Origin of the sequence: Streptomyces sp. NPDC051987 (genome assembly GCF_040680735.1) — a bacterium.
GTDB lineage: Bacteria > Actinomycetota > Actinomycetes > Streptomycetales > Streptomycetaceae > Streptomyces.
Genome location: NZ_JBFAXI010000062.1, coordinates 19,609 through 46,030, shown reverse-complemented (window position 1 = coordinate 46,030; position 26,422 = coordinate 19,609). Strand labels below are relative to the sequence as shown.

The window sequence follows — 26,422 nt, the reverse complement described above, 5'->3', positions numbered from 1 at the left end:
GCCGCACACGCAGGTCACGGCCGTACGGATGATCGCGTCGGTCGGGTGGAGGATCTTCGGGTCGTCCAGGGTCTCGAGCCCCCCGGTGATCACACCGGGGGGCCGTCGACGTGTCCGCGGCCCCTCTGCCGGGGAGCCTCGCCCTACTTCCGGGGGCGGCAGTCGTAGAGGCTGAAGCTGCCGTCGGCGCGGCGGCCGTAGGCGGTGGGCGGGACGCGCTTGCAGTGCGACTTCACCCAGGTGGTGGTGGCACTGGTGGGCCGCTGGGTGGTGAGCAGCGCGTAGCGCACCTGGTGGGCGGCGACGAGGCTGCCGAACTGCTGGGCGGTGGGGAAGGGGGTGTCGCCGGTGAAGCCGCCCATGACGAGGATGGGTTCGGTCTTCGCGCGCAGCAGGGGCTCCGCGGTGTAGGCGGCCTGGGTGGCGAGCAGGTACTTCTCGCCGTCGCGGTGCGCGGAGAGGTAGTCGAGCAGGGCGGTGTCGCGGGCGCTGGGCCGGCCGAGCCCTACGCGCCGCGGGGCGCGGTGCTGGTGTTCGTGGTACGAGTTGCCGACCGGACCGGTCATCGGCGAGGCCGCGGCGCCCGCGTAGAGCGGGTCGAGGCTGGAGAAGGCCCAGCCGGCCGGTACGACCAGGGTGGCCGCGATCCCGGCGGCGAGGGCGGCGTGGACCATCCGGGGCGAGGTGCGCGGCCCGCGGCTCCACAGGCCCACCACGGCGCACAGGGCGAGCATCACGGCGACCGGCAGCAGCCAGGAGACGAACCGGGTCGGCCAGTCCAGCACCAGCGCCCACACCGTCGTCAGCGCGATCGCCGCCGGCAGCGCCAAGTGCCGCCGGCTGCCCCGCACAGGCGCAGGCGCCGGCGCCGCCCCGTGCTCGGACTCGGCCACCGGCACCTGCGGCGACCACGGCTGCGCCGCCTGCGCCCACAGGTACGGCGACCAGGGCACCGGCTCGCGCTCCGGCTCCGGCTCCTGGCCGTGCTCCGGGCCCCGCTCCTGCCCGAGCTCCGGGCCCCGCTCCTGCCCGTGCTCCGGGCCCCGCTCCTGCCCGAGCTCCGGCTCGTGGTCCCCTCCCTGCTCCGGCTCGTGCTCCGGCTCGTGCGCCGCCTCGTACTCCGACCGGAAGAGCGCGAGGCCGCCGCCGGCCAGTGCGGCGAGCGCCGGGGCGATGACGGCCGTGTAGTAGGCGTGGTTGCCGTTGGAGACGCTGAACACCAGGGTGTGCATGGCCAGCCAGCCGCCCCACAGCAGGAATCCCGCGCGCAGCAGGTCGGTTCGCGGCCGCCCGGTGCGCCAGACGACGCCCAGGACCGCGGCCAGCACGGCGAGCGGCAGGAACCAGGCGACCTGCGGGCCGACCGTGTTGTTGATCAGCATGTCCCAGCCGGTGTTGCCGGTGGTGCGGCTGGTGGCGGTGCCGGCGACGGCGCCGAACGCGGTGGAATCGCTGCTGAAGCGGCTCAGGCCGTTGTAGCCGAAGACCAGGGCGAACGGATTGTTGTCGGTCGTCCCGTCGAGGTACGGGCGGCTGCCGGCCGGTGTCGCCCACGCGATCAGCGCCCAGAGACAGGAGACCGTCAGCGCGACCGCACCGCCCAGCAGGACGCGCAGCGCCCGACGCAACGCCGTTCCGGGTGCGGCGAGCTGGTACACGGCGGCGAAGACCGGCAGCACCAGCCAGGCCTGCAGCATCTTCGTCTGGAACGCGAGCCCCACCCAGACACCGCAGGTGACCAGTGGCAGCAGCCGTTCGGTGCGCACCGCCTTCTGCAGCGCCCCGGCGGCCGCCACCAGGAGCAGGGTCAGCGCGGTGTCCGGGATGGTGGCCCGGGTGAGGACCACCGTGACCGGGGTCAGGGTGAGCACCAGCGCGGCGGTCAGCGCGGCGAACGGACCGGCCCAGGCCCGGACGATCCGGTGCAGCAGCCATACGGTGAGGACACCCTCGACGACCTGCGGAAGCGCGGCCGCCCAGGTGTGCGGGCCGAAGATCCAGACGGAGATCGCGTCGGGCCAGAAGGCGCCGGGCAGCTTGTCGATGCTCATCGCACCGCTGGCGTCGAGCCCGCCGAAGAAGAAGGCCCGCCAGCCGCTGGACATCGACCGTATCGCCGCCCCGTAGAAGGGGTGCAGCGCGGCGTGCCCGATGCCCCAGGAGTACAGCACGGTGGCGACGACCAGCACCGCGGCGAGCGCCGGGCGCTCCCAGCGCGCGGCGTCTTCCGGCAGGCCGGGGCGTCGGTTCGCCGCCCGGCGGCCTCGGTGCGCTCCGGTGGGCCGGACGGCGGGGATGGCGGTCATGGCAGTGGGGGTCCTCGGATCGGCAGGTCAGGTGGAGCGGCGGGGCACGGGCGGCGGGATCACAGGCGGCGGGCCGCCCGGAAGCCGCGGGCGTAGAAGTCCGTGCCGTCCAGCAGCGCGTGGCCCGACAGGTCACCCATGGTCGGCCCGTTGGCGGCGGAGCGACTGGAGTAGAAGCGGTGGCGGCCCTGGTCGTCGAGGCCCATGTAGAAGCCGACGTGGTCGATGAAGTTCGGGCGGTCCTTGATGATGGCGAAGAAGACCAGATCACCGGGTTGCAGGACGCCCAGATCGGTGGGCCGCTCGTCGGTCTGGGGGATGATCAGACGCCCGGGGCCGTAGGCGGCGATGGCGTACGCCCGGCGCGGCAGGCCGACGCCCTTGGTGTTGGTGTTGTGCATGGGAATGCCCATGCGGTAGCCCCACACCAGCCGCTGGAAGCCGGAGCAGTCGACGCAGCCGTAGCGGGCCTGCTCCGGCTGGACCCGGGTGCCGTCCGGGAAGTCCCAGGGCACGCCCAGATAGTCGAAGAAGTCGGACTGTTCGTCGTAGTAGGCGAAGTCCAGCGGGTTGCTGACCTTGGAATTGCGCGGGCCGAAGTGCGCGGTGCCCGCGTAGCGCACACCGTCGGCGTTGCGCTTGTCGCGGGCCCCGGCGCTGCTGTACTGGAACGCCACCGCGAAGACGTCCGGGCTGGTGTCGGCGAGCGCCTTGGGGAACCAGCCCTTGAACCAGGCGGACTTCTCCATGCCCTGCTGCCACGCGTGCGGCAGCACCCGCACCCAGGCGTCCGTGGTCACCTTGGCCTCGGTGGTCCGCGGCTCGCTGAAGGTACGGGCGGGCCCGGTGAGCACGGCCGTACGCGCCCCGTCGGTGAACGTGGCGAGCGTGCCGCCGTCGGCGGAGCGGGCCACGGTGCGGTCGGGGGCGGTCAGCCGCTCGAAGGTGTGGGCTCCGGTGGGCCGGGAGCTCGGGCCGGTGCCGGTGCCGTCGTCGGCCGCGGCGTCGCCGCTGTCGTGCCCGAGGCGGTCCCAGGCGAACCCGCCCGCCACCCCGGCGGCCGCGACGCCCGCGATCGTCCCGAGCAGGGCGCGGCGGTTCGGTTGGCTGCGTCTGCCGGCGTGTTGGGAATGCATGGACGATCCTCCTGAAACGCGAGGTGAGCGGGCGGTGGCCGGGTCAGGCGGTGGGCAGGACGCCGATCAGCAGACCGGAGACCAGCACCACGTAGGTGGCCAGCGTCACCGCGGTGGTCGAGATGAGCGTGGGCGCCAGCGGCTGACGGACCATCTGGTAGGAGACCAGGCCGGGCACGATGAAACCAAGGGTCTGTGACGTATAAAGCAACGGGAACTCATGGCTGAGGGCGAGCATCACGGTGGTCTGCATCAGCACCGCGCACAGCACCACGGCCGCGAACAGCCGCTTTCCGTAGAGAATCACCGTGCGCTGCAGCAGCTTCGTCATGAAGTACGTCAGCCCCGCCACACCGACCATCAGCCCGGCCATCTGCACGTCGGTGACGAGCGTGAGGGCGATCCAGCCCGGGGTGATCATCCCACCGGGGGAGAGGTTGGTGGTCAGATAGCAGACGAGCGAGAAGACCAGCCCGAGGGCGATCCCGAGCGCGGCGGTCTGTGCGTTGAGATTGGCGGGGATCACGGGTTCCTCGTGGACTGGGACGGATCGTACGGGTGGCGCGGGTCGTCTGCGGCGTTCCGGCCGTCGGGCCGGCCCTCGCGGGCGGCGACCCGGCGGGCCAGCTCGCGCTGTTCCGGAAAGTGGAAGGCCATCGTCGTCTCCAGCGGCGCCACCCAGCTGTACGGCTCCGGCTCCGGCGGCCGGGCCGTCGCGATCTGCGGCCGGACCAACGCGATCTGCATGGTCTCCTGGTCCAGTCCGTCGCCGCCGGGAACCGCGTCGAGCAGCTCCTCGGACTCGTCCAGCGGCAGTTCGGCGAGGCATTCCAGGAACAGCTCGCCCTGGCCGTGGATGTTGCCGATCGCCACCAGCGAGGAGGCCGGGCCGAGTTCCGCGAGGATCGCCGCGGTCACCTCCGCGGGATCCCGGCGGTCGCCGCCGAGGTCCACCACCCGTCCGGTGAAGCCGGCCGGGATCGCGTCGCGGGCGCTCTTGGTCGGGTGGCCGATCAGGAACACCGTCTCGGCGCCGAGGTCGGGGACGATCGCGCCCATCTGGCCGTTGCGCTCCACCCGGTCCGGGCGGCAGTTGATGACCGCGTGGAGCGGCCGCCTGATGGCACCCAGGTCCTCCAGCTGCTTGACGTTCATCAGCGTCGACTCGGGGTCGTTGGCCGCGAAGACGTTGGCGAACCGCAGCCGCCCGCCGTCGGGCGTGATGTAGCGCTCCACCGACAGCACGCCCGGGTCGGGCGGCGCGTCCCACATGCCCTGCATCGCGGTGTGCCGCTCCACGCCGAGGAGTTCGGCGACGGTGAGCGCGATCGCCACGTTCTCCTTGAAGGTGAACCAGCTGAAGCCGCGCAGCTCCTCGTCGGTGACCATCTCCGGGTCGGCGTAGACCAGCCTGCAGTTACGGGCGTCGGCCTCCTCCTGGAGGATGTGGAAACGGTCCTTCTCCGCCGTCACGCACACCCCGCCCACCGGCATGGAGCGGGAGAGCGAGCGGGCGACGTCGTCCAGCGTCGGCCCCATCTCCTCCAGATGGTCCTCGCGGACGTTGCACAGCACGCCGATCGTGGAACGGATCAGCTTCTCCTGGTTGATCTCCTGCAGTGCGGGCATCACCGCCATGCACTCGATCACCAGCGCGTCCGGCCGGTAGGTCGCCGCCCGGCGCACGATGCCGATCTGCTCGACGATGTTGGACAGCCCGAACTTGCGGTAGATCGGTTCCTCGGTGGCGTCCGGATGGATGAACCGGGCCGCGGTTCCGGTGGTCTTGGCCACCGTGACCAGACCGCCGCCGCGCAGGGCGCCCGCGCACAGCCGGGTGATCGAACTCTTGCCGCGGATGCCGTTGACCAGCACCCGCGTGGGTATCTGCTCCAGCGACGCGAAGTGCCGCTGCTGTTCGAGGATTCCGGCGATCCACAGTCCGACGCAGCAGAGCAGGACTATGACATAGAGGAAGAGCATGCCGATTCCGTCCTTCTACCGCTGGAGGGTGTTCTCGCGCAGGGGCCGGTAGGGCCCGGCGGCACGGCCGGATCTGGCTGCCCGGTCCTGTTCCGCCAGGGCCTGGCGGATCAGCTCCAGGCTGCGGGTGACCGAACCGATCTCGTCGTGGTTGACCGGGTGCAGCACGGTACGGCGGTCTCCGCCGGCGAGCCGGGCGACGAGCACGGCGACCGAGCGCAGGGGCCGGATCACCAGGACATGGAGCCAGCCCAGGCAGAGCGCGCTCAGGGTGAGGCCCAGGATCCCGGCGAGCATGGTGCGCTGCTGGGCCTGCATCGCGGGGATCTGGAGCGCTGCCGCGGGCTCCGCGGTCACCACGTGCCAGCCGAGGCCGGCCGTCGGGCCGCTCTGCGCCAGCGGTGCGGCGGCGTCCAGCGACGGACCGGAGGAGGTGTGCAGCACCGCCGAGGTCGCGGTGCCCGTGGTTCCCGGGGCGCCCTGGGTGGAGCGGGCGAGGCGGGTCAGGCCGGCGTCGGGCAGCGCCTGGAAAGCGCGGTACCCCACACTCGCCGCCAGCACCCGGTGGTTGCGGTCCGTCACCCAGACGCTGCCCAGCTTCGGCCTGGGCAGAAGGGAGTTGAGAGCCTTCACGTCGATCTCGCCGAACAGCACGACGCCGGCCGCCGGGGCCTTGCCCGCGACGGTCCGGACCTGGGCGTAGGCCGCGATCGCCGGAATCCGGCCCGAGGTGTTGACGGTGGTGATCCCGCCGCCCCGGGGCACGTGGACGAGGGTGCGCAGCGGCGTCTCGCCCACCCTCAGCGTGATGCCGCCCGAGCGGTCCAGGAGATACAGCGAGCGGTACGACCGATGGTCGGCGAGGGCGCGCCGCAGCGCCTTGGCCTGGTCCGCCCGGCTCGTTCCCGGCAGCCGTGCGGCCGTCTCGGTCAGGTCGGTGTACGACTGGTCGAGGGACTGCCGGATCCGGTTCGCCGCGACCTCGGTGCGCGCCTGCTGGTCGGCGAGGACCGGAGCGGGAACGGCGGTCGCGGCGTCCGCCCGGTTCAGCACGGAGATCATCGGCACCGCCCAGCAGGCCACCACCACGACGCCGGCCACGGCCAGCGCCCGGTAGCCCGGTCCGCGCCGGGCCGGGATCTCCTCGGGGCCGCTCTCGCCGAGCAGTTGCCTGCGCAGTGACTCCAGTGCCCGCCCGATCCGGGCCATCTCCCCGAAGCCGTGCACCGGAACCGGTCGGTACAGCTCCTCCAGCGCGGCCGTCCCGTCCTCGGTGGCGCCCCGGGCCAGCCGGCCGGCGGACAGGTACAGCCGCAGCAGCGGCCGCTGCACGAAGAAGTGCAGTGCCAGGCCGAGCAGCAGCGCGACCCCGGCCAGCGCCCCCGCGGCCTTCAGGGCGAAGGGCAGGTAGTCGGCGGCGGCGGGCGTGACGGGCACCGTGCGCGAGGTGAACACCACGAGACCGAGGTCGTCGGTGGTGCCCGGACCGGTCGCCGAGGCGATCTGGGCCCAGCCGGCCACCGTGTGCCGGCCGCCCGTGGTGGCGCCCAGCAGACTGCCCGAGGCGTCCGTGTCACTCCCCGACTGCTTCGCCGCACGGGCCGCCGTCACCGGCAGGCCGCCGTCGGCGGCGGACGGCGCCGCCGTGCCCCGGGACGTGGTGGCGAGTGCGGTGCCGTCCGCGTCGAGCACCGCGGCGGCGCGTCCGTCGCCGTAGGTGGTGAGGGCGGGGAGCACCTCGGAGACCACGAGCAGCCACTGCCGGTCGGGCCGGTTCACGAGCTGGTCCTGGTTGGCGTCGTCCTGCTGTGCGGGCACCGTGACCTTGGCGAAGTACAGCAGTTCCCGCGTGCCGTTCTCGGTCACCAGGCGGGGCCGGAGCACGCCGTGCCCGGACGCCGTCCTGGCGACGTCCACCCCCGCCAGCGGCACCGACTTGCCGCCGGCCGCCAGCAGTCTGCCGGTGCGCGCGTCGAGCAGCGCGCTGCCGACGACCGCCTTCCGGGCAGAGGTCAGCGCCTTGAGCGTGGTCGCGGGGGTCGACGCGCTCGTCGCGGGGTAGGTGTTCGCCGTGCGGTGCACCGAGCTCGCCTCGACGTCGATCGCGGTGCGCATGGACAGCGCGGTGTCCGCGGCGACCTGCTGCTCCCCGTTCAGCACGGCCTGCGGCACCCGGGTCGCGTGGATGCCGTCGAGGCCGATCACGGTGACGACGGCGACCACCAGCAGCAGGACGACGAGAGCGGCTATCGGCGGGCGCACCCCGCCAAGCATCGGCATATCGGCGCGGCGGCGGACGCGGTGTCGGCGCGGCGCCCGGGGGGCGGAGGGCAGGGCAGCGGATCCTTCCTCAACTGGCGCCAGAAGTTCGAAGTTTGACGGTGCAAACACTCTAGCCTCGCGCCATCACATAACCATCACATAATCATGCCAGTGTCGTACGTGTGAACTGGCCAGGGGGGAGAAGACCGGAGGAGACCGGCCCGCGCGGGGCGGTCGCCCCGACATGCCGAAGGGCGGACCCGCGAACGGGACCCGCCCCTCGCCTCTCCGGTCGGTCGTCCGGTCAGGGGACGAAGGAGATCTCCGGGTACGTCTTGGAGGGACCGTCGAGCAGGGTGCTGTGCTTCTTGTTCAGCTCCTGGTCGAAGAAGGCCGCGAGGTAGACACTCTGGACCTTGACCGCCCGGGTCGGGTCGATGGTGCCGTACTGCTGCTGGAGCTGCGACTGGGAGATGCCCAGCAGGCGCGCCTGCTGGGGCACCATCCACTCGTTGTCGCTGAAGGACAGGTGCGCCGAGCCCTTGAGCTTGATGTCGACCCGGTAACCCTTCAGGTGCGACCACATCGTGCGCCACGACGAGTCGTTGTTGCGGTTGTGGCTGCCGGAGCTGAAGAGCATGAAGGGGCGCTTCAGGTCCTTGTTCTGGGCCGACCCGAAGAACTGGCCGTCCAGGTTGGCCCCGGCGGCGATACGGCTGTCGAGCTGCATGGAGGTGGCGACCGCCGCGCCGCCCAGCGACCAGCCGAACATCCCGATCCGGGACATGTCCACCGACTTCGTCAGCCCGGCGGGGAGCGTGGCCTTGCCGGCGTCGGGGTTGCCGCCCTTGCTGAGCGTGCTGAGCTGGTTGATGACGAACTTGATGTCGGCCGCGCGCACCTTCAGCGTGTCGGACGAGTGGGCACCCGCCGGCATGCTGTTCAGCTCCAGCCGGTTGCCCGGGAACTGCACCTCGTTGGCGTCGTGGGTGTGGTCCACGGTGACGACCAGGTAGCCGCGGCTGGCGAGGTCCTGGGCGAGGGCGGTGCCCATGGCGCGGTCCGAGTGCAGCCCGGTCGAGTACAGCAGGACGGGCAGCTTGCCGAGCTTGGTGTTCACCGGGGCGAGGACGTGGCCCGCGGTCCTCGGCAGGGTCACCTGCTGCGGCGACAGGTGGCGGGTGGCGAGGAAGTGGGCGCCGGAGATCGACGGCATCCAGGGTGCCTGGTAGTGCCCGGACGTGCTGGTGGCCGGGTACCAGAGCGAGACCATCAGCTCGCGGGGCTTGCTGCCGGGAACGTACGGGTCCGTCCGGGACTTGTCGATGAGGTGCAGGCCGACCATGCCGACGCTGTACTTCCCGGTCGGGGCGGGCATGGTGAGCTGCAGACCGTTCGTGTTGGCGCGGCCGGCTGCGAGGGTCTGGGCGCTGAGGGTCTTGGCGCCGAGGGACTTCTGGAGCACCGCCTCGTCGTTCGTGGGCGCCCAGGGCGCGGTCTGGTCGGCCTGCTCGGTCTGGTCGGTCTGGTCGGGCGAGAACCCGTTGGCCGCCGGCTTGGCGGTGTTGTTCCCGGCGGCCATCGCCGGCGTCATCCCCGCACCCAGGGCGACGGCCAGCGCACTCGCCGTGCCGGCCGCTCTGGCTATCACTTGGCGGCGTGGGCGCGGGCGGCGGTGTTTCATGGAACCCCCTTGTTCGTCGGCGATCGCGGAACCGGCGATCGACTGTCGCACACCGTACCGCCACAGCGTCAGCCGGATCCGCCGCCTCTGGAGGCAGCCGCAGTCACTTGTATACGGCAGGCCCCTCCCGTACGCGCCGGGCTGGGTCCCCGCGCTCCGGCCGAGGGGCGACGGCACCGGGATGCCGTTGCATCCGCACATGGCCGCCGGGCCTCGGCGGCGCTGCCGGACCGGGAGCCGCCTGCGCCGGAACGGGCGTCGGCCTGCCGCCGTTCCGCCGGTGCGGCACCGCGTGGGCCGGTCGGCCGCGGACCGCTCGGGCGGGCGGCCCGTGTCCGGCCGCGAGCGCGACGCCGACGGGAACTGGACGACGTCGGCCGACGTCAGGGCCTCGCGCGCCACCGCTCGACGTCGCGTACCCGACGGCGGTCCAGGCGCTGGTGCGCTGCCGTGCGCGAGTGTCGCGGGCACCGTCACGGACCCGGCGGCGGCTCCCCCTCTCCCGTTCTCTCCGGTCCGGTCGCCAGGTGCGGGGCGGCGCGGCTCGTTTGCTCCTGCGGGCGATCCTGCCGGCTTGCTGCACGCGCTCGTCGCTCCGGCCAACGCCCGCGAACCCGCCCGCCCCCGCTTCGCCCCCTGGACCGAGCCGACCCGCAGGGTGCCGCTCCCGGACGGGAGAAGCGGTCAGCGTACGTCGACGTAGTCGCCGGCGGACGTGCTGTTCAGGTACGCGCTGGTCGCCGTGTACGCGGCGCTCCAGGTGCCGTCCTGCTTCGCGGTGAAGGCGAGGGTGAACCTGCCGTCCTTGCCCGTGGTCACGGTCGCCATGCCGGTGCTGGTCCTGCCTCCGGCGACGCGGAAGCGGATGGTCACGTGCTGACCGGACACGCCCGTCCACGTGGAGCCGTTCTGGCGCTGCAGGGTCCCCGTCACGGTCAGGGTCCGGCCCTTGCGCACCGGCTCCGGCGAGGCGTTGAAGCCGGTGATGCGGGTGACCGCACGGGTCAGGTGCACGACGCCGGTCGTGGTGGCGGTGGCGTCCGCGTTGCCGGGGTAGTACAGGCGCAGGTGGCCGGTGGGCTTGTGCAGCGTCTGCCAGGCGTCGAAGGCGCCCGTCGCGTCGGGGGTCACCGTCGCCACCGTCGTCCAGCCGGTACGGCCGTCCGCCGACTGCTGGAGCTGGACGCGGCCGGTGGGCAGCGGGCCCGCCGAGGCGCTGAGGCGGCCCTTGACCCGGACCGCCCCGGCGCCGGTGAAGGTGTGGTCGGACCAGGCGAGGGTGGAGTGCGAGAGGGCGTGCAGGGTGGCCTGCGCGTTGCCGCCCTGGAGGAAGGCGAAGCCTCCGACGCCCGCCGTCCAGCTGGTGTCACCGGTCACCGTGGCGAGCGTCTCGCTGAACCGGCCTCCGGTGCCGAGCTCGTAGGCGTGGGTGCCGTTCGGGCCGGTCAGGAGCACCTCGGTGTCGTGGTCGGCGGCCGGCAGCGGCGTCCAGGTGCTCGTCGTCGGGCTCAGGTACTGCGCGGTGCCGCCGACCGTGTAGGAGCGGCCGTACACGGCGGTGTCCGCCGCCTTGTCGAAGACGACCCGGGTCGGGCTGGTCGTCCTGGACACCTGTACGGGGTCCGTGCCGACCGTCTGGTCGTCCTGCTGCACCGCGTACACGTACACGGAGTTGCGCACGGGGGCGGTGACCTGGTAGCCGCCGTCGGCCTGGACGGCGGCCCCGATCTCGTAGGGACTCGATCCCGCCGACCGTGTCCCGGTGAGGTAGACCTCGCTCCCGGTCCAGCCGGGGCTGGTGGCTCCGGTGGCCGGGTCGAACGTCGACACCTTCCCGGTGGCGGTCACCGTCTGGTGCTCGAAGTCCACCGTGGTCCGGTCCAGGGCGGTGTCGGTGAAGACGGGCACGTCCTCGAAACGGACGACGCCCCGGCCGACGTAGGCCGGGTGGTCACCGTCCGCGTCGGCGAGGTCGACGGTGGTGTCGTAGACGCCGTGGGTGCCCAGGGCCATCCGGTCGGAGCTGCGCCACGTGCCGTCTTCCGCGGTACCGGAGACGAGGGTGAACCCGGTGACGGTCGTCACCGGCCGGTCGCCGGAGGCGCGCAGGGTGAGCTGCGCGGTGATGGAGCCGGCGTCGATCGCGGTGTCGGACGTCGCGTGGAACTCCAGGTAGCCGGCGTCGTCCGGGTCACCTCCGACCGAGGAGACGACGGGCAGCACGGTGTCGGCGGTGTCGGCGAAGGCGGGGCCGGCTGCGGGGATGCTCACCAGGGCGGCGACGAGCGAGAGCGGTGCGATGAGAGGCCGACGCACAGGGGGCTCCAGAGGAATCGTCAAAACTCGGAAACGTACAGGTCAACGGAGAAGGCAACGAACAAGCCAAAAAACAGGCCAACGAACAGGTGGCCGATCATCGCACGGGCTCCGCAGGCTCTCGCGAGGGCCCAGGTCGTCGGGACGGCCGTCCGCACGGCGACACTGGGGACCCTCGCCGAGCAGCACATGAAAACCAGGTCGCCGACCGCGGCCACACCCTCACTGGAAGCAGGAGCCCGCCCCACCCTCTCCCTCGCCGCGTGACCGGACAAGCGCAGGATCGCGGGCAGGTGGGCGGCGGTTGGCCGCCGTCCGCGCCGACGGGCCGCCGGAGAGCGCCGGACGGCCGCAGCCCTCTCCTGTTCAGTCCGTCTCGTGCGCGTGCTTGAGGCGGCTTCGGGCGTCCATGCGGTCGGGGGCCGTGACCTCTGCCCAGAAGCGGTGGCAGCTGACGAAGACCGCGAGCTCGTGTTCGCGGCGGCGCAGTTTCTCCACCGCGGCCTGTTCGTCCTCGGTCCAGCCCGGAGAGGCGGGGCGCTCCACCTTGCGCCAGCCGCCCTGGTCGCTGAATCCGTCCAGCGGCTCGACCGACCAGGGGAGCCGCTTCAGCAGGGCCGACAGCTCGGCCCGGACCTGATGCAGCTCCTCCTGACCGGCGAGGAGGTCACTCGGAAAGTCATAGGTCGCAGCCACACGGCAATGGTACGCCTGTTCGATTTTAGGTGGCGAGTTCGTTCATGGGGCTCGTGTGTTCGAGCGAGGGCCGTTCGAGCGAGACCCGGGGAGACGAGGCGCCGTTCGTCGAACCGCCCGACCGCGACCGTGCCCCGGCCCGTGATGAGAACCTGGACGACAGGATCACGTTCCCGCCGGGCGGGAGGACGGAGCAGGGCTGATGAGCGGGCAGCGGTCGACGTTCGTGAAGGTGTGCGGGCTCACCCAGGAGCAGCAGATCGACTGGGCCGTCGAGCTGGGGTACGACGCCGTCGGGATCGTCGTCACGCCGAAGAGCAAGCGGTACTGCCCGCCCGAGCGGGCCGTGGCGCTCGCCGGCCACGCCCGGGGGCGGATCGCCACCTTCGCGGTGGCCCTGGCACACGCCGAGACGGCGGCCGTCGCCGAGCACTTCGACGTCATCCAGATCTACGAGGCGGCCGACATCCCGAACCTCGCCCTCGCCGCCGGCACCCCGCCCGAGAAGCCGGAGGCGCTGCGGTACTTCTTCTACGACGCCAGCGCGGGCAGCGGCGTGTTCGCGGACATTCCCCGCTGGGTCGGCGAGGTGCCGGGGAGGGTGGTGATCGCCGGCGGCCTCGACGAGCACAACGTGGCGGGTGTCGTCGAGGAGTTCGGGCCCTACGGCGTGGACGTCTCCAGCAGCGTGGAGACCGCGCCGGGGGTCAAGAGCCGCGAGAAGATGGCCGCGTTCGTCGCCGCCGCCCGCACCCCCGGCCGCTAGCGCGGATTTCCGGTGGTGGGGAGGGTGCGTGCCGCCTCCTCGCCCGTCAGGCAGAGGACGCGGTGGCCGGGCGGGGAAGCAGGGCGGCGAGCTTCGGCGTGGGGAAGATCCTCGCGGGGGGGAGACGGGGCTGCGGGAGACTGGGGACATGTGCCGGAGTATCAAGACGTTGCGTCCGCCTCAGCTGGCCGAGGAGGCCACGGAGGAGGAGATCCGTGCTGCCGCGTTGCAGTACGTGCGGAAGGTGTCCGGGTTCCGGGCGCCGGCCGCGCACAACCGGGAGGTGTTCGAGCGGGCGGTGGACGCGGTGGCGGAGGCGACGGCCGCGCTGCTGGGAGGGCTGGAGGTGCGGGGGCGGACGGCGGCCGGGGGCGGGGCCTGACCGAAGTGGGCCGGGGCGCTTGCGTGAATGGGGGCCGGGACGCTCACCGACGCCGGCTGCAGCGCCCCGTAAGGGGCGCGGGGAACTGCGCGACAAGCCCCCACCGGCCCGCAGGGGAGTGAGCGGCGCGCCCACCGACCCCTGGAAACTCGGCCTACGCCGGACGGCGTCTTCGCATCAGGTAGCCCGCCCCCGCCCCCGCCCCGAACAGGGCCGCCACCGACACCGCCGTGGCCATCCAGGTCGCCCCCAGCCACTGGGCGCCCAGCCAGCCCAGGGCGACGCTGTAGACCGCCCAGGTCAGGCCCGCGAGGGCGGACCAGGGGAGGAAGTCGCGGACGCTGCGGTGGGTCGCGCCGGCGCCGAGGGAGACGATCGAGCGGCCGGCCGGAGCGAAGCGGGCCAGTATCACCAGCGCGCCGCCGCCCCGGGACAGGGCCTCGCCGAGACGTTCCTGCGCGCTGCTCAGCCGTCGGGAGCGGGCGATCGCGCGGTCCAGGCGGGCCCCGCCGCGCCGGGCCAGCCGGTAGGCGACCAGGTCACCGAGGACCGACGCGGTGGCCGCGCAGAGCGTCAGCGCCAGGATGTCCGGCAGGGCGTGCGGCGGGACCTGTCCGGCCGAGGCGCCGGTGCCGGCCGCCGCCGCCGTGGCCGCGGTGATGACCAGCACGCCGCTCGGCAGGACCGGCACCCACACGTCGAGCAGCACGGAGAGGGCCACCATGGCGTATATCCACGGCCCGGCCTCCAGCGACCCCATGCTTTCCCACACGACGGTTTCCCCCGCGATTGTCCTGTTGCGCCCCCCGACGACAGCCGTACAGCGTACGCGGGAGGTGTGACAGGAGTGTCACGGGGGATCTGTATGTTCGGCAAAGGGTTATCGGGGAAAGGTCATGCGCCGGCATGGGCCGGCCATGCGCCGCCCCCGAGGCCAACCTGCCCGCAACGCGGCGTCGTTCTCCCTCACGAGGTGGTGAGGACGGATTCCGCCACGGTCCGCAGGGTGCCGTCGCGTTGGGCCCGCTCCAGCCGCAGCCGGGCCGAACGGCCCTCCAGGGTCAGGGTCATGAGCTGGTTGCCGAACCACGGGCCGCCCCGCTTCCGCCAGGTCACCGGCGGTCGCGCACAGCGCCCGTGCCGGGCGAGGCGGCGACCGAACAGCCGGGCCAGGGCGCTCCAGCCGAACCGGAAGCCGGCCCGCACCGTCGGCGGCACGGAGTTGTGGACGGGGGAGCACGTGAGCTGCAGCACGCGGGAGTCGGGCGCGGCTTCGGCGGGCCACGCGGGCTCGGCGACGTACGCGTGATGGACGTCGCCGGAGAGCACGCAGATCGAGGCGGGCGCCTCGGGTCCGGAGCCGGTCCGGGCGAACAGGCCGGCCAGTTCGGCGAAGGACGCCGGGAAGGCCGCCCAGTGCTCCAGGTCGGCCGCGCGGCGCAGCCGTTCCCCGAACCGGGCCCAGCGGGCGCCGCGTTCACCCCGGCACAGCGCCGCGTCCCAGCTCTCGACGTCGTGCACCAGATGCGGCAGCAGCCAGGGCAGTGAGCTGCCGACCAGGAGATGGTCGTACGACTCCCGCCGGTCCAGCGCCTGTTCGCGCAGCCACGCGGCCTCGCCGGGGTCGAGCATGGCGCGGCTTCGCTCGTCGAGCACCCGGGCCGCCCGGGTGTCCACCATCAGCAGTCTGACCCGTCCGAAGTCGCGCCGGTAACTCCAGCGGACCGAGGCCGGGTCGGCGTCGGCCCGGGCGGCGAAGGCGCGCAGGGCGTCCGTGCCGTCGGGGGCGGAGCGGACGGCCGCGTACAGCGGGTCGGCCGCCAGTTCGGCCGGGGAGAGGTTCCCCAGGTGCTGGTGGACCCAGTACGACATCAGCCCGCTCAGCAGCCGCTCCTGCCACCAGGGCGTGGCCCGCAGGTCGGCCAGCCAGGCCGCGGAGGTGTTCCAGTCGTCGATCACGTCGTGGTCGTCGAAGATCATGCAGCTCGGCACGGTGGACAGCAGCCAGCGCACCTCCGGGTCCAGCCAGGACTCGTGGTAGAGGCGGGTGTACTCCTCGTAGTCCGCGACCTCGGCGCCGGGCGGGTCCGCGAGGTCGCGGCGGGCGGCGAGCCAGTGCCGGGTGGCCGCCGAGGTCTCGTCGGCGTACACCTGGTCGCCCAACAGCAGCAGCAGGTCCGGCCGTTCGCCGCCGGCGGCGATGCGCGCGGCCAGGCTGTCCAGGGCGTCCGGGCCGACCGGGTCCTGGCCGTCGGCCGGGGGAGCGGCCCAGCGGCAGGAGCCGAAGACGACGTCGACGCCGTCACCGGCGGGCCGGGTGCGGATCACGGAGGGCGGGAAGGAGGAGCCGGGCAGCGGCCACACGCGCGTGCCGTCGAGGAGGACGTCGTACGACGGTGACGTGCCCGGAGTCAGCCCGGTGACCGGGATCAGGGCGTAGTGGTGGCCGGCCACCTGGAAGGTGCGCGCGGTGCCGCCGGCGCCGTCCGCGCAGCGCACCTCGGCGGCACACGGACGGCTCGCCTCGACCCAGACGGTCGCCGACGAGCCGTCGGTGTATCTCAGCAGCGGTCCCAGACGCAGTCCGGCCACGATCGCCCCGCCCTCTTCCTCGGTCGGCTCGCCCCCCGTCGCCCCGTACGGTACGGAACGACGGAGGGCGGTGGGGAGGTTCCGGCGGGGGAACGAGGTACCGGACGGGAGCCGGCCGGCTGGTTCAGCAGGCGGAGAGGTAGCTGGTGAGGGCGCTCTTCTCGGCGGAGTCCACGGACAGGCCGTAGTAGTACTTCACCTGGACCCAGGCGCGGACGTAGGTGCAGCGGTACGAGGTGAGGGACGGCATCCAGGTGGCCGGGTCCTGGTCGCCCTTGGACTGGTTCACGTTGTCCGTGACGGCGAGCAGCTGCGGCCGGGTGACGTCGTTGGCGAAGGCCTCACGCCGGGCGGTGGTCCACTTGCTCGCGCCGGAGTCCCAGGCCTCGGCGAGCGGGACCAGGTGGTCGATGTCGACGTCGGAGGCCGCGGTCCAGGTGGCGCCGTCGTACGGGGAGTACCAGGAGCCGCTGGTGGCGGTGCAGGCGGAGTCGGTGACGACGTTCGTGCCGTCGCGCTTGAGGATCCACTCGCGGGTGTTGCAGGTGCCGCTGATGGTGTCCCAGGTCGGGAAGAGGTCGCGCGCGTAGCCGGTGCGGTTCTCGGTGGCCACGGTGAGCGAGGCGAGGTAGGTGCGGGCGGTGGCGGCGCTGACCGGGGTGGGCAGGGCGGCGGAGGCGCTCGGGGAGTTGAACAGTGCGGCGGAGGCTATGAGTCCGGTAAAGGCCGCGAGTATGCTGAGCCGTCGACGCGCGTAGAACTTCGGCATGCGAACTCCCTGGTGGGGGTGGGGACATGGGGCGCGAGCGAGGGAATGCTCGCGCCGCCGTGTTGCCGTGGGGTGAGCGTTCGGTAAGAAATTAATGACGTGTTCATGACACGACAAGGGGTGCGGCGTGCCTCACAGGCGGGGGCTCCGGCCTTGGGGTCGCCGGTGGAGTCACGTAGGCTGGTCGGCGTTGAAGGGGAGTAGCTCTTCGCCGGACCGTCGACATACTGCTCAGCCCGTCTGAGCCGGCGCCCGGAGGCGGACCTCGGCCGGCTCGGCCGTGGGACCGCCAGCGAGACCTTCGGCAAGCAGTGCACGCCCGTGCCGTTCGGCACGGGTGCCCGTGTGTGCTGCCGTGCCGAGGTGTCCGTCCGCGCAGAGCGGTGCTCTCGGTGGGGTGGCCCCGACCGATTGAGGACCCTTGATCAGCATCACCGTGACGGCGCTCGTCTTCGGCGTCATCTTCCTCGCCGAACTGCCCGACAAGACCGCGCTCGCCGGTCTCGTCCTGGGGACGCGCTACCGGGCGTCGTACGTCTTCGCCGGTGTCGCCGCGGCCTTCCTCCTGCATGTGGTGCTCGCGGTCGCCGCCGGCAGCGTGCTGACCCTGCTCCCGCAGCAGATCGTGCACGCGCTGACCGGTGTGCTCTTCCTCGGCGGCGCGGCCGTGCTGCTGCTGAAGAAGGGCGAGGAGGAAGAGGAGATCCGCAGGCCGGCCGACCAGTCCTTCTGGAAGGTCGCCGGCACCGGGTTCATGCTCATCCTGGTCGCCGAGTTCGGGGACCTCACGCAGATCATGACGGCGAACCTCGCGGCGCGCTACGACGACCCGCTGTCCGTCGGCCTCGGCGCGGTCCTCGGCCTGTGGGCGGTGGCGGGGCTCGGCATCGTCGGCGGCAAGGCGCTGATGAGGAAGGTGCCGCTGCGGCTGATCACGCAGATCGCGGCGGTCCTGATGCTGGCGCTGGGCGTGTGGAGCCTGTGGGAGGCGATCGCGGGCTGAGCCGCGCCGTGCCGCGCCGTGCCGCGTCGGGGCCGGGGTGGGGCGCTCGCGAGCTGAAGAGTCGGTGAACGGTCGGCGAAGGCGGTGGCGAGATCGGCGCTCTATTTTGTACCGTAGGAAAACAAAGTGGCTCCCGCCCGTTTTCCCTGACCGGCGGGCGGGGCCGCCTTGTTCTTCCCGGCCTGCTTTTCGGCCTGTGCACTAGGAGCTGCCTGATGACGGCCACCGTCCTCACCGCCCGCGCCCTCCTGCTCGACATGGACGGCACCCTCGTCGACTCCCACGCCGTCGTGGAGCGCATCTGGCGGCGCTGGTCCGAGCAGCACGGGCTGGACGGCGACGAGGTGATGAAGGTCGTCCACGGGCGTCAGGGGCACGCGTCCATGGCGGTGCTGCTGCCGGACCGGCCGGTGCAGCAGAACCTCGCGGACAACGCGCGGATGCTGGCGGAGGAGACCGCCGACACGGAGGGCGTGGTGGAGATCCCCGGCGCCGCGGCCTTCCTCGCTTCCCTCCAGGGGCTGCCGCACGCGCTGGTGACCTCGGCGGACGTGCCGCTCTCCATGGCCCGGATGGCCGCGGCCGGGCTGGCGCTGCCGGCGGTGCGGGTGACCGCGGAGTCGGTGGGGGCCAGCAAGCCGGACCCCGAGGGCTTTCTGAAGGGGGCGGCGGAACTGGGCGTCGCTCCCGCCGACTGCGTGGTGTTCGAGGACTCGGCCGCGGGGATCGCGGCGGGGCGCGCGGCGGGGATGCGGGTCGTCGGGGTCGGCGCGGGGGCGGCGGCGCACGGGCCGGACGCGGTCGTGCGGGACCTGACGGGGGTGCGGGTGGAGCCGGTGGGCAACGGCCTGTTCGAGGTACGCCTCGACGCGGCGTGAGGTGGGGCGCCGGGTGGGGTCGGCTGTGCCTGAGGTGGGGACCACTGGCGGTCGGCTGTGCCTGAGGTGGGGACCACTGGCGGTCGGCTGTGCCTGAGGTGGGGGTGGGGACGCTCACCGGCGCTTGCCGGGTGCCGCCCGCGCCCACCCGTGCCGCCCTGGGGGCACCTCCCAGGCCCTTAAGGCACTGGGGGAGGCACGACTGCCCGCGGCTGGATGAGCTGACACGGCTGCCGCGGCTGGATGAGCTGACTCGACTGCCTGCGGCTGGATGAGCTGACTCGACTGCCCGCGGCTGGACGAGCTGACTCGACTGCCTGCGGCTGGATGTGCTGACACGGCTGCCCGCGGCAGGACGTGCCCCGTAAGGGGCGCGGGGAACTGCGCGATCAGCCCCCACTCACCCGCAGCGACCCACGACCGCAGCCACCCCTGCCCACCCCCACCCGCAGTGTCCTATCGGCCGCAGCCACCCCTGCCCACCCCCACCCGCAGTGTCCTATCGGCCGCAGCCACCCCTGCCGATCCCCACCCGCAGTGGTCTGCCAGCCGCAGCCACCCCCGCGCCCACCCCACCCGCGCCCACCCCACCCACGGTGCCCCCCAACGGCAACCGCCCCCGCCGCCGCCCTCGCCCACCCGCACAACCCCGTCGGCTCGCTTCCCTACGGCTTCGTCGTTTCTGATTCCAGGGCCGCTCGCGTGGCCGGTCCGTACACCCCCGACTCGTCGGTGAAGATTCCCCGCGTCAGCTGGTACGTGCGCACCGCGCTCTCCGTGGTGCTGTCGTAGTGGCCGGACGCGTCCCCCGAGTAGAGGCCGACCTGCTTCAGCCGCAGCTGCAGCTCCGTGACCTGCGCACCGCTGTCGCCGGGGCGCAGGACCGCGGGTGCGGAGGGGTGCGCCGACGCGGAGGTGCCGGTTGCCGGCGCCGACCGGGTGGGCGTCGCCGAGCGGGACGCGGTCGGCGAGGGCGTCGCGGTCGAGGCCGTCGCAGAGGGGGTCGGCGAGGGCGTCGCCGTCGCGGACCTCGACGCCGACGGGCTCGGCGAGGCCGACGGCGCCGCGGCCGACGGCGACCCCGTGCTCGGTGTCACGTCCGGGACGCTCTCCCGGACGTCCTGCGGCCCCGCCGCATCCCGCGCCGGCGTGAGCCGGGAGAACAGGCCGCTCACGAAACCGGCCGCGGCGAGCACCGCCACCAGCGCCCCGGCGACGGACAGCAGCAGGGTCCGCCGCGAGCGCCGGCGGGGTACCGCCGGGGAGACGTCGGGCCCGGCGTCGTACGACGCGCTCATCCCGGAGCCGGACGCGGACGCGGTCCCCGGCTCCGGCACCACGGGCAACGGCATCGTCGGCTCCCCCAGCGGCGACACCGGCTCGGTCTCGCCGCCGGTCCCCGCGTCCGCTCCGGTCCGCTTCACGTCGATGTCGATGTACGGCCGTATCCGCAGCGGGTCGAAGTCCTCCGCCGCCGCCTGTTCGGCCGTACGCGCGTCACGTAACGCGTCGGAGGCCCGCTGGTTGCAGTCGCAGGAGGGGGAGCCGTCCGGCCCCTTCGGTGTCCCGCACTCCGGGCACTGGTGAGCCCCGGTCGTATCCGTCACTGCGTTCGTCCCTCTCCTCACGAACTCCACAGGTTATGCGGAGCACCCACACGTACGTTCCTCAGAACCCCCTGTCTCAGGGATCCCCAAAAGGACTCGACGGGCCATACCGGGTGACACCGTCCACGATGGAAGACGGTCGAAAGCCCCGGGAGGTCTCGATGACCGTGGAAGCGACGCACACCCCGGCGAGGGACGCGGAACGCGTGCCGGGCAACGTGCTGGTCCCGATCGGCGCGCTGCTGCTCGGGCTGCTGCTGGCCGCGCTGGACCAGACGATCGTGTCGACGGCCCTGCCGACCATCGTCAGCGACCTCGGCGGTCTCGAGCACCTGTCGTGGGTGGTCACCGCCTACCTGCTGGCCGCCACCGCCGCCACCCCCCTCTGGGGCAAGCTCGGCGACCAGTACGGGCGCAAGCGGCTCTTCCAGCTCGCGATCGTGATCTTCCTCGTCGGCTCGGCGCTGTGCGGGATGGCCCGGAACATGGGCGAGCTGATCGGCTTCCGCGCGGTGCAGGGGCTCGGCGGCGGCGGACTCATGGTGCTGTCGATGGCGATCGTGGGGGACCTCGTGCCGCCGCGCGAACGGGGCCGCTACCAAGGCCTGTTCGGAGCCGTCTTCGGCGCCACCAGCGTGCTCGGGCCGCTGCTCGGCGGGGTGCTCACCGAGCAGCTGAGCTGGCGCTGGGTGTTCTACGTCAACCTGCCCGTCGGCATCGTCGCCCTCGCCGTGATCGCCGCCGCGCTGCACATCCCGCGCCGCAGCGCCCGCCACGTCATCGACTACCTCGGCACCTTCCTGATCGCCGCCGTCGCCACCTGCCTGGTGCTGGTGGCCTCGCTGGGCGGCACGACGTGGCCGTGGGGGTCGGCGCGGATCGTCGGGCTGGTGGTCGTCGCGGCGGTGCTCGCCGTCGCCTTCGTCGCCGTGGAGCGGCGGGCCGCCGAACCGGTGCTCCCGCTGCGGCTCTTCGGCATCCGCACCTTCACCCTCGCCGCCGTGATCAGCTTCATCGTCGGGTTCGCGATGTTCGGCGCGATGACCTACCTGCCGACCTTCCTCCAGGTCGTGCAGGGCATATCACCGACCCTGTCCGGCGTGCACATGCTGCCCATGGTGATCGGTCTGCTGCTGTCGTCCACGGTCTCCGGGCAGATCGTCAGCCGCACCGGGCGCTGGAAGGTGTTCCCGGTCGCCGGCACCGCCGTGACCACCGTCGGACTGCTGCTGCTCCACCGGCTCGAAGAGCACAGCTCGACGGCCGGGATGAGCGGCTGCTTCTTCGTCTTCGGCCTGGGCCTCGGCCTGGTCATGCAGGTGCTGGTGCTGATCGTGCAGAACGCCGTCTCCTACGAGGACCTCGGCGTGGCCACCTCCGGCGCGACCTTCTTCCGCTCCATCGGGGCCTCTTTCGGCGTGGCCGTCTTCGGCTCCGTCTTCGCGGGCCGGCTCGCCGACAAGCTGGCCGGCGCCTTCCGGGGCGTCCGGCTCCCTCCGGGGGCCACCCCGTACGCCCTCAAGGCCGACCCGCGGGGCATCGCCGCGCTGCCGCCCGCGCTGCGTCCGGCGGCCCTGCACGCGTACGCGTCCGCGATCACCGACGTCTTCCTGTACGCCGCTCCGGTCGCCGTCCTCGGCTTCGTCCTCGCCTGGTTCCTCAAGGAGGACCGGCTGCGCGGTTCGGTCACCGCGCCGGACGCGTCCGAGACCATCCCGCCCAACCCGGTCCAGCGATCCTCGTACGACGAGTGCTCCCGGGCGCTGTCCCTGCTCGGCACCCGGGACGGCCGCCGGGAGATCTACCGGAGGATCAACGAACGGGCCGGGTACGCCGACCTGCTGCCGGCGTCCGGCTGGCTGCTGCTGCGGATCCGGAAGTACGGCTCGGTGGAGCCGGGTCGGCTCGCCGAGCGCGGTCCGGTGCCGATGAACGTCGTGCTGGAGGGTGCCCGCCAGCTGGAGGAGCGGCACCTCGCCGACCGGCTGGGCCTCGACCTGACCCTGAGCGGCCAGGGCCAGGAGGTGGCCGAACGGCTCGCCAGGGCCCGCGAGGAGTCCCTGGCCGCGCTCCTGGGCGACTGGTGGGGCCCGGACCGGCCCACCGACCTGGACCGCCTGGTCCGGGAGCTGACCGACGAACTGTGCGGCACCGAACGCGAACAGCCGCAGCACCCGGCGGTCCGGCAGGCCGGCCGGCTCACCTGACGAGTTCCTTGCGGAACCAGTGCCCGGCGTAGACGTCGTCGTTGTGCGGCGCGGTCTCCGTGTAGCCGAGCCGTGCGTACAGGGCGCGCGCCTCCACCAGGTCGGTCCGGGTGTCCAGCAGCATCCGCTCGGCCCCGAGGGCGCGGGCCGCGTCCTCGGCCGCCGTGACGAGGAGGGCGGCGCCGCCCCGGCCGCGCAGCCGCTCGTGCACGAAGACCCGGGTGAGTTCGGCGGTGGCCGGGTCCAGGAGCCGTACGCCCGCGCTGCCGGCCGGCTCGCCGTCGTACCGTGCGACCAGCAACCGCCCGGTGGGCGGGGCGAGTTCGGTGCCCGGCCGGGCGGCGATCTCCCGCTCCAGCTCGGCCGGGTCGGTGCGGCGCCCCTCGTGGAGCAGGTACCAGCGGTCGCTGACCTCCGTGTAGTACGCGCGCCACAGGGAGCGCGCGGTGGGCGAGGCGGGGTGGTCAGGTGTGATCGTCCAGGAGGTCATGGACCGTAGTCTCCGGCCGCCGCCCGGTGCTGGCGCAACGGGTTTCCGGGACCTCGCCGGCGGGCCGTTTGCGGGGCGGTGTCCGGGTCACCCGAAGGAGGAGACGGCCCGTCGGGCCGAGACACCGGAAGGCAACCATGTCCACAGGCTTGATCATCGCGATCGTGATCGTGGCCGCCGTGGTCGTAGTCGCGGCCGTACTGCTGGCCGTGCGCTCCAGGGGCGGCCCGCAGGGTCTGAAGCGGCGCTTCGGGCCCGAGTACGAGCGGACGGTGGCCCAGCACGGCGGCGACACCAAGGCGGCCGAGCGGGAACTGGCCGAGCGGGTGCAGCGCCACGGCTCGCTGCACGAGCGCGAGCTCGACCCGGCGGAGCGCGAGCGCTTCACCGCTCGCTGGACGACCGCCCAGGAGCATTTCGTGGACTCCCCCCGCGAGTCCGTGACCGAGGCCGACCGGCTCCTCGCCGAGCTGGCGGCGGCCCGCGGCTTCCCGGCCGGTGCCCAGTACGACGAGCAGGTCGCCGCCCTCTCCGTGCACCACGCGGACCACGTCGACGGCTACCGCCGCGTCCACCGCGCCGCCCTGGCACCCGTGGGCGGCTCCCCGCTCAGCCAGGCCGGGACCGAGGAGATGCGGACGGCCATGATCGAGGCCCGTTCCCTTTTCGAGGACCTGGTGGGCCCCGCGTCCCATGAGCACGGCCGGCACCGCGCCGATGTCGGTGCCGACAGCGGCGGCCATCTGCCCTGGTCCGCCAACCGAAGCCGCCCGAAGGAGAGTTGACCGACATGACCGATGCCAGGACAGGATCCGGCCGCCAGCCGATCGGCGGCGACGTGTATCCCGGCGGCAGCGCGGAACCGGGACGTGAGGAGAGGACCACCGACTGGGGCGACGCCTCGGTGAGCGGTGTCACCCCCGGCCAGGAGGAACCCGGACGCCTGGCCGGCCAGGAGGCTCCCGGGCGCACTACCGGCCAGGAGGCCTCCGGGCGCACGGCCGGCCAGCAGGCTTCCGGGCGCACGGCCGGCGAGGAGGCTCCCGGGCAGGCCGTGCTGGTGGCCGGCGAAGGGCCGGGGCACGACACGGACGCGGGCCGTGGCGGTTCCGGCTCGCAGCTGCTGCCCGCGGAGGAGTGCGGACAGCTGGAGCGCCGGCTGCAGCAGGCGGTCACCGGTTTCGTCGACGAGCCGCGCACGGCCGTCGAGGAGGCCGACCGGGCCGTGGAGGAGATCAGCGCCCGCTTCACCGACGCCATCGAGCGGCGCCGCCGCACCCTGCGCGGCAGCTGGCAGTCCGCCGACGCGAACCACCCCGGCAGCGCCGACACCGAGCAGCTGAGGCTGGCCCTGCGCGACTACCGCGAACTCGCGGACCGGCTGCTGCACATCTGAGCCGCCCCGCCGCCCCCCGTCACTCCCCGCGTGCGTCCGGCTCCACGGCCGGTTCCGCACCGGCCGCCGCCCGGCGCTCCCGCCACGCGCGTACGACCTCCTCGACGTCGTACGGCTTCTTGCCCAGCGGGGGGCCGGGCGGCGGCTTGAACATCATGTCGCGGATCTTCACGTTGACCTCGGTGATGATCTTGCGGACGATCCGCTCCGACGGCGCCGCCCAGGCGGCCTCCAGCGCGTCCTCGGCCTCCTTGCGCAGGGCGAGCGAGGGCGGCAGCACGGCCAGGCCCTCTCGGGCCAGCTTCCGCTTGATCCACCACAGTTCGTCGTACGACGTGTCCAGGCCGGCCGGCAACGGCTCGCCCGCGCCCGGCAGTTGATCGAACTCGCCGCGCCGCTGGGCATCCTGGATCTGCTTGTCGACCCAGGACTCGAACGGCACCCCGGGTGGCTTTCGCTCGGTCATGACTTCATTGTGCCGGACGCGGCCCGGCCGGGCGTTTTATCATGCGCCGGAGATCCACGACGGACTCAGGGAACCGCGCAGGGGGAACGCACGTGCTCGAACTCACCATGGCCTCCGTGTCCGGAGAAGCGGGCGAGACGGCCGGAATGCTCATGGCCGACGCGCCCAGCGACCCCGGCGCCGTGCTCCGGGTGGGCCGCGACGCCTCGGTCTGCCGGCTCGCCACGCCCGACGACTGGCTGTTCGTCTCCCGGGTGCACCTGGAGTTCCTGTGCGGAGCCGAGGGCGGCTGGCAGGTCACCTGGCTGCGCGGGTCCCAGGCCGAGCCCTCCTCCGAGGTGCTGCTGAAGGTCGGCGAGTACGCCCAGGCCATCGCCTACGGCGGCACGGTCGCACTGCCCCGGGGCGGCTCCGGCGAGATCGTCGTCCGGGACCGCACCGCCCCGCGCAGCGTCAACGTCGGCTTCTACCACGAGGGTTGAGCAACGCCCCGCGGACGGCCCGGCCGGCTAGTCGAGGACCCGGGCCAGCGCGAAGCCGTCGTAGCCCTTGCTGCCGACCGTCTGGATCGCCGTGCCGGTCAGCCTCGGGTGGGCGGCGATCAGCTCGATCGCGGCCCGGGTGCCGACCACGTCGGGCTCGGCGTTCTCGGCGTCCGCGACCCGGCCGCCGCGCACCACGTTGTCGACGATGATCAGGCTGCCGGTGCGGGTGAGCCGCAGCGCCCACTCCACGTAGTGCGGGTTGTTCGCCTTGTCGGCGTCGATGAAGACCAGGTCGAAGGGGGCCGGGTTCTCGTCGGCGAGCTTGGGCAGCGACTCCAGGGCCGGTCCGACCCGCACCTCGACGAGCTTCTCCAGACCCGCGCGGGCGATGTTGCGGACCGCGACCTCGGCGTGCCGGGCGCTGTACTCCAGCGAGATCAGCCTGCCGTCGGCGGGCAGGGCGCGGGCCAGCCAGATGGTGCTGTAGCCGCCGAGCGTGCCGATCTCCAGGATGTTCCGGGCGTCCTGGATCTGCGCGAGGAGCTGGAGCAGCTTGCCCTGGCCGGCGGTGACGTTGATGTGCGGGAGGTCGTTCGCCTCGCTCTCCCGCAGGGCCGCCTGCAGCGCCTCGTCGTCCGGCGAGAGGTGGCTGGTGAAGTAGAAGTCGACGTCGTCCCAGAGCTGAGAGCCGCTCATGCGTACGCTGCCTTTCGCATATTCGGGTAGCTGCCCGCTGACAGCTACCTGGATAGCACCATCGGGGCGTCGGACGCGCCGGTGTTTCACCGCCCCGCCGCCGGTCCGCCTCAGCCGATCGGCGCAGAGGGGGGCGGCGGCCGGGGGGTGGGAACGCCGGGCCTCGGGAGCGTCACGCCGCCAGGACGGTGACCGCGGGGGCGTCGGCGCCGGCGCCCCCGGTGTCGCGCGGTTCCCGGCGCCTGCCCCCAGGGGCGGCAGCGGTTGCTCGGTGGGGCGCGGGTGGGTGGGGGCTTGTCGCG

The 26,422-nt window shown here is 73.0% G+C and carries 23 protein-coding genes; 8 read left to right on the top strand and 15 right to left on the bottom strand.

Annotated elements, in window-relative coordinates; all coding sequences use genetic code 11:
- Positions 1–143 precede the first annotated feature (143 nt).
- From AB0M11_RS28215 to AB0M11_RS28180, 8 genes are all read right to left on the bottom strand, one after another.
- Positions 144–2,306 (bottom strand): glycosyltransferase family 39 protein, encoded by a 2,163-nt coding sequence (locus AB0M11_RS28215; protein WP_365710297.1) that lies wholly within the window; start codon positions 2,304–2,306, stop codon positions 144–146.
- Between the two features lie 59 nt (positions 2,307–2,365).
- On the bottom strand, positions 2,366–3,442 hold the full coding sequence (locus AB0M11_RS28210; protein WP_365710295.1) for a hypothetical protein: 1,077 nt from the start codon (positions 3,440–3,442) through the stop codon (positions 2,366–2,368).
- Positions 3,443–3,485: 43 nt separating this feature from the next.
- Entirely contained in the window at positions 3,486–3,968 is a 483-nt protein-coding gene (locus AB0M11_RS28205) for a poly-gamma-glutamate biosynthesis protein PgsC/CapC (protein WP_234536483.1), read from the bottom strand.
- The gene (gene pgsB, locus AB0M11_RS28200; RefSeq protein ID WP_365710293.1) at positions 3,965–5,425 is read right to left on the bottom strand and encodes a poly-gamma-glutamate synthase PgsB; all 1,461 of its coding nucleotides are present in this window, start codon (positions 5,423–5,425) and stop codon (positions 3,965–3,967) included. The genes AB0M11_RS28205 and pgsB overlap by 4 nt, the downstream gene beginning before the upstream one ends.
- 15 nt (positions 5,426–5,440) lie before the next feature.
- On the bottom strand, positions 5,441–7,687 hold the full coding sequence (locus tag AB0M11_RS28195; protein ID WP_365710291.1) for a cache and HAMP domain-containing protein: 2,247 nt from the start codon (positions 7,685–7,687) through the stop codon (positions 5,441–5,443).
- 304 nt (positions 7,688–7,991) lie between these two features.
- Complete coding sequence (locus tag AB0M11_RS28190; RefSeq protein ID WP_365710289.1) at positions 7,992–9,371, bottom strand: hydrolase; 1,380 nt, start codon at positions 9,369–9,371, stop codon at positions 7,992–7,994.
- A 684-nt stretch (positions 9,372–10,055) separates the two neighbouring features.
- Complete coding sequence (locus AB0M11_RS28185) at positions 10,056–11,687, bottom strand: hypothetical protein (RefSeq protein ID WP_365710287.1); 1,632 nt, start codon at positions 11,685–11,687, stop codon at positions 10,056–10,058.
- Between the two features lie 366 nt (positions 11,688–12,053).
- A complete protein-coding gene (locus AB0M11_RS28180; protein ID WP_365710285.1) occupies positions 12,054–12,383 on the bottom strand; it encodes a hypothetical protein in 330 nt (109 codons plus the stop codon).
- A gap of 202 nt (positions 12,384–12,585) precedes the next feature.
- Between AB0M11_RS28180 and AB0M11_RS28175 the strand changes: the two genes are divergently transcribed.
- On the top strand, positions 12,586–13,149 hold the full coding sequence (locus AB0M11_RS28175) for a hypothetical protein (protein WP_365710283.1): 564 nt from the start codon (positions 12,586–12,588) through the stop codon (positions 13,147–13,149).
- 148 nt (positions 13,150–13,297) lie between these two features.
- Positions 13,298–13,531 (top strand): DUF2277 domain-containing protein, encoded by a 234-nt coding sequence (locus tag AB0M11_RS28170; RefSeq protein ID WP_365710281.1) that lies wholly within the window; start codon positions 13,298–13,300, stop codon positions 13,529–13,531.
- A gap of 154 nt (positions 13,532–13,685) precedes the next feature.
- Here the strand turns inward: AB0M11_RS28170 and AB0M11_RS28165 are convergent, their stop codons facing one another.
- The 3 genes from AB0M11_RS28165 to AB0M11_RS28155 form a co-directional block, all read right to left on the bottom strand.
- Positions 13,686–14,303: a VTT domain-containing protein gene (locus AB0M11_RS28165; protein WP_365710279.1), complete on the bottom strand. Its 618-nt coding sequence runs from the start codon at positions 14,301–14,303 to the stop codon at positions 13,686–13,688.
- Positions 14,304–14,497: 194 nt separating this feature from the next.
- A complete protein-coding gene (locus AB0M11_RS28160) occupies positions 14,498–16,123 on the bottom strand; it encodes an alkaline phosphatase D family protein (protein WP_365710277.1) in 1,626 nt (541 codons plus the stop codon).
- Positions 16,124–16,247: 124 nt separating this feature from the next.
- Positions 16,248–16,892: an HNH endonuclease family protein gene (locus tag AB0M11_RS28155; protein WP_365710275.1), complete on the bottom strand. Its 645-nt coding sequence runs from the start codon at positions 16,890–16,892 to the stop codon at positions 16,248–16,250.
- A gap of 421 nt (positions 16,893–17,313) precedes the next feature.
- On the opposite strand from AB0M11_RS28155, the gene AB0M11_RS28150 reads away from it, so the two are divergent.
- Together AB0M11_RS28150 and AB0M11_RS28145 are read left to right on the top strand one after the other, a co-directional pair.
- Positions 17,314–17,895, top strand: coding sequence for a TMEM165/GDT1 family protein (locus AB0M11_RS28150; protein ID WP_365710273.1), 582 nt, complete (start codon positions 17,314–17,316; stop codon positions 17,893–17,895).
- A 215-nt stretch (positions 17,896–18,110) separates the two neighbouring features.
- Complete coding sequence (locus AB0M11_RS28145; protein WP_365710271.1) at positions 18,111–18,773, top strand: HAD-IA family hydrolase; 663 nt, start codon at positions 18,111–18,113, stop codon at positions 18,771–18,773.
- A 665-nt stretch (positions 18,774–19,438) separates the two neighbouring features.
- Here AB0M11_RS28145 and AB0M11_RS28140 read toward each other — a convergent pair.
- A complete protein-coding gene (locus AB0M11_RS28140) occupies positions 19,439–20,380 on the bottom strand; it encodes a peptidoglycan-binding protein (protein ID WP_365710269.1) in 942 nt (313 codons plus the stop codon).
- A 161-nt stretch (positions 20,381–20,541) separates the two neighbouring features.
- Here AB0M11_RS28140 and AB0M11_RS28135 point away from each other — a divergent pair, with 161 nt between their 5' ends.
- Positions 20,542–22,587: an MDR family MFS transporter gene (locus AB0M11_RS28135; RefSeq protein WP_365710267.1), complete on the top strand. Its 2,046-nt coding sequence runs from the start codon at positions 20,542–20,544 to the stop codon at positions 22,585–22,587.
- Here the strand turns inward: AB0M11_RS28135 and AB0M11_RS28130 are convergent.
- Complete coding sequence (locus AB0M11_RS28130; RefSeq protein WP_365710265.1) at positions 22,580–23,077, bottom strand: GNAT family N-acetyltransferase; 498 nt, start codon at positions 23,075–23,077, stop codon at positions 22,580–22,582. The two genes, AB0M11_RS28135 and AB0M11_RS28130, sit on opposite strands and share 8 nt — an antisense overlap.
- A 137-nt stretch (positions 23,078–23,214) precedes the next feature.
- Here AB0M11_RS28130 and AB0M11_RS28125 point away from each other — a divergent pair, with 137 nt between their 5' ends.
- A complete protein-coding gene (locus tag AB0M11_RS28125; RefSeq protein ID WP_365710263.1) occupies positions 23,215–23,862 on the top strand; it encodes a hypothetical protein in 648 nt (215 codons plus the stop codon).
- A gap of 5 nt (positions 23,863–23,867) precedes the next feature.
- Positions 23,868–24,473, top strand: a complete 606-nt coding sequence (locus AB0M11_RS28120) for a hypothetical protein (RefSeq protein WP_365710261.1) — start codon at positions 23,868–23,870, stop codon at positions 24,471–24,473.
- A gap of 19 nt (positions 24,474–24,492) precedes the next feature.
- On the opposite strand, the gene AB0M11_RS28115 is transcribed toward AB0M11_RS28120, so the two are convergent.
- Positions 24,493–24,939 carry a DUF1992 domain-containing protein gene (locus AB0M11_RS28115; RefSeq protein WP_365710259.1) on the bottom strand — a complete coding sequence of 149 codons (447 nt, stop codon included), beginning with the start codon at positions 24,937–24,939 and terminating at the stop codon, positions 24,493–24,495.
- Positions 24,940–25,031: 92 nt separating this feature from the next.
- Here AB0M11_RS28115 and AB0M11_RS28110 point away from each other — a divergent pair, with 92 nt between their 5' ends.
- Positions 25,032–25,421, top strand: a complete 390-nt coding sequence (locus tag AB0M11_RS28110) for a hypothetical protein (protein ID WP_365710257.1) — start codon at positions 25,032–25,034, stop codon at positions 25,419–25,421.
- A 27-nt stretch (positions 25,422–25,448) separates the two neighbouring features.
- Here the strand turns inward: AB0M11_RS28110 and AB0M11_RS28105 are convergent, their stop codons facing one another.
- Positions 25,449–26,120, bottom strand: coding sequence for an O-methyltransferase (locus tag AB0M11_RS28105; RefSeq protein ID WP_365710255.1), 672 nt, complete (start codon positions 26,118–26,120; stop codon positions 25,449–25,451).
- Positions 26,121–26,422 lie beyond the last annotated feature (302 nt).

Excerpts from the sequence above, each read along its gene's own strand:
- AB0M11_RS28115 (WP_365710259.1), bottom strand. The coding sequence starts at position 24,939 with ATGACCGAGCGAAAGCCACCCGGGGTGCCGTTCGAGTCCTGGGTCGAC.
- AB0M11_RS28120 (WP_365710261.1), top strand. The coding sequence starts at position 23,868 with ATGACCGATGCCAGGACAGGATCCGGCCGCCAGCCGATCGGCGGCGAC.
- AB0M11_RS28130 (WP_365710265.1), bottom strand. The coding sequence starts at position 23,077 with ATGACCTCCTGGACGATCACACCTGACCACCCCGCCTCGCCCACCGCG.
- AB0M11_RS28125 (WP_365710263.1), top strand. The coding sequence starts at position 23,215 with ATGTCCACAGGCTTGATCATCGCGATCGTGATCGTGGCCGCCGTGGTC.
- AB0M11_RS28190 (WP_365710289.1), bottom strand. The coding sequence starts at position 9,371 with ATGAAACACCGCCGCCCGCGCCCACGCCGCCAAGTGATAGCCAGAGCG.
- AB0M11_RS28145 (WP_365710271.1), top strand. The coding sequence starts at position 18,111 with ATGACGGCCACCGTCCTCACCGCCCGCGCCCTCCTGCTCGACATGGAC.
- AB0M11_RS28215 (WP_365710297.1), bottom strand. The coding sequence starts at position 2,306 with ATGACCGCCATCCCCGCCGTCCGGCCCACCGGAGCGCACCGAGGCCGC.
- AB0M11_RS28210 (WP_365710295.1), bottom strand. The coding sequence starts at position 3,442 with ATGCATTCCCAACACGCCGGCAGACGCAGCCAACCGAACCGCCGCGCC.
- AB0M11_RS28155 (WP_365710275.1), bottom strand. The coding sequence starts at position 16,892 with ATGCCGAAGTTCTACGCGCGTCGACGGCTCAGCATACTCGCGGCCTTT.
- AB0M11_RS28170 (WP_365710281.1), top strand. The coding sequence starts at position 13,298 with ATGTGCCGGAGTATCAAGACGTTGCGTCCGCCTCAGCTGGCCGAGGAG.
- AB0M11_RS28135 (WP_365710267.1), top strand. The coding sequence starts at position 20,542 with ATGACCGTGGAAGCGACGCACACCCCGGCGAGGGACGCGGAACGCGTG.
- AB0M11_RS28175 (WP_365710283.1), top strand. The coding sequence starts at position 12,586 with ATGAGCGGGCAGCGGTCGACGTTCGTGAAGGTGTGCGGGCTCACCCAG.
- AB0M11_RS28105 (WP_365710255.1), bottom strand. The coding sequence starts at position 26,120 with ATGAGCGGCTCTCAGCTCTGGGACGACGTCGACTTCTACTTCACCAGC.
- pgsB (WP_365710293.1), bottom strand. The coding sequence starts at position 5,425 with ATGCTCTTCCTCTATGTCATAGTCCTGCTCTGCTGCGTCGGACTGTGG.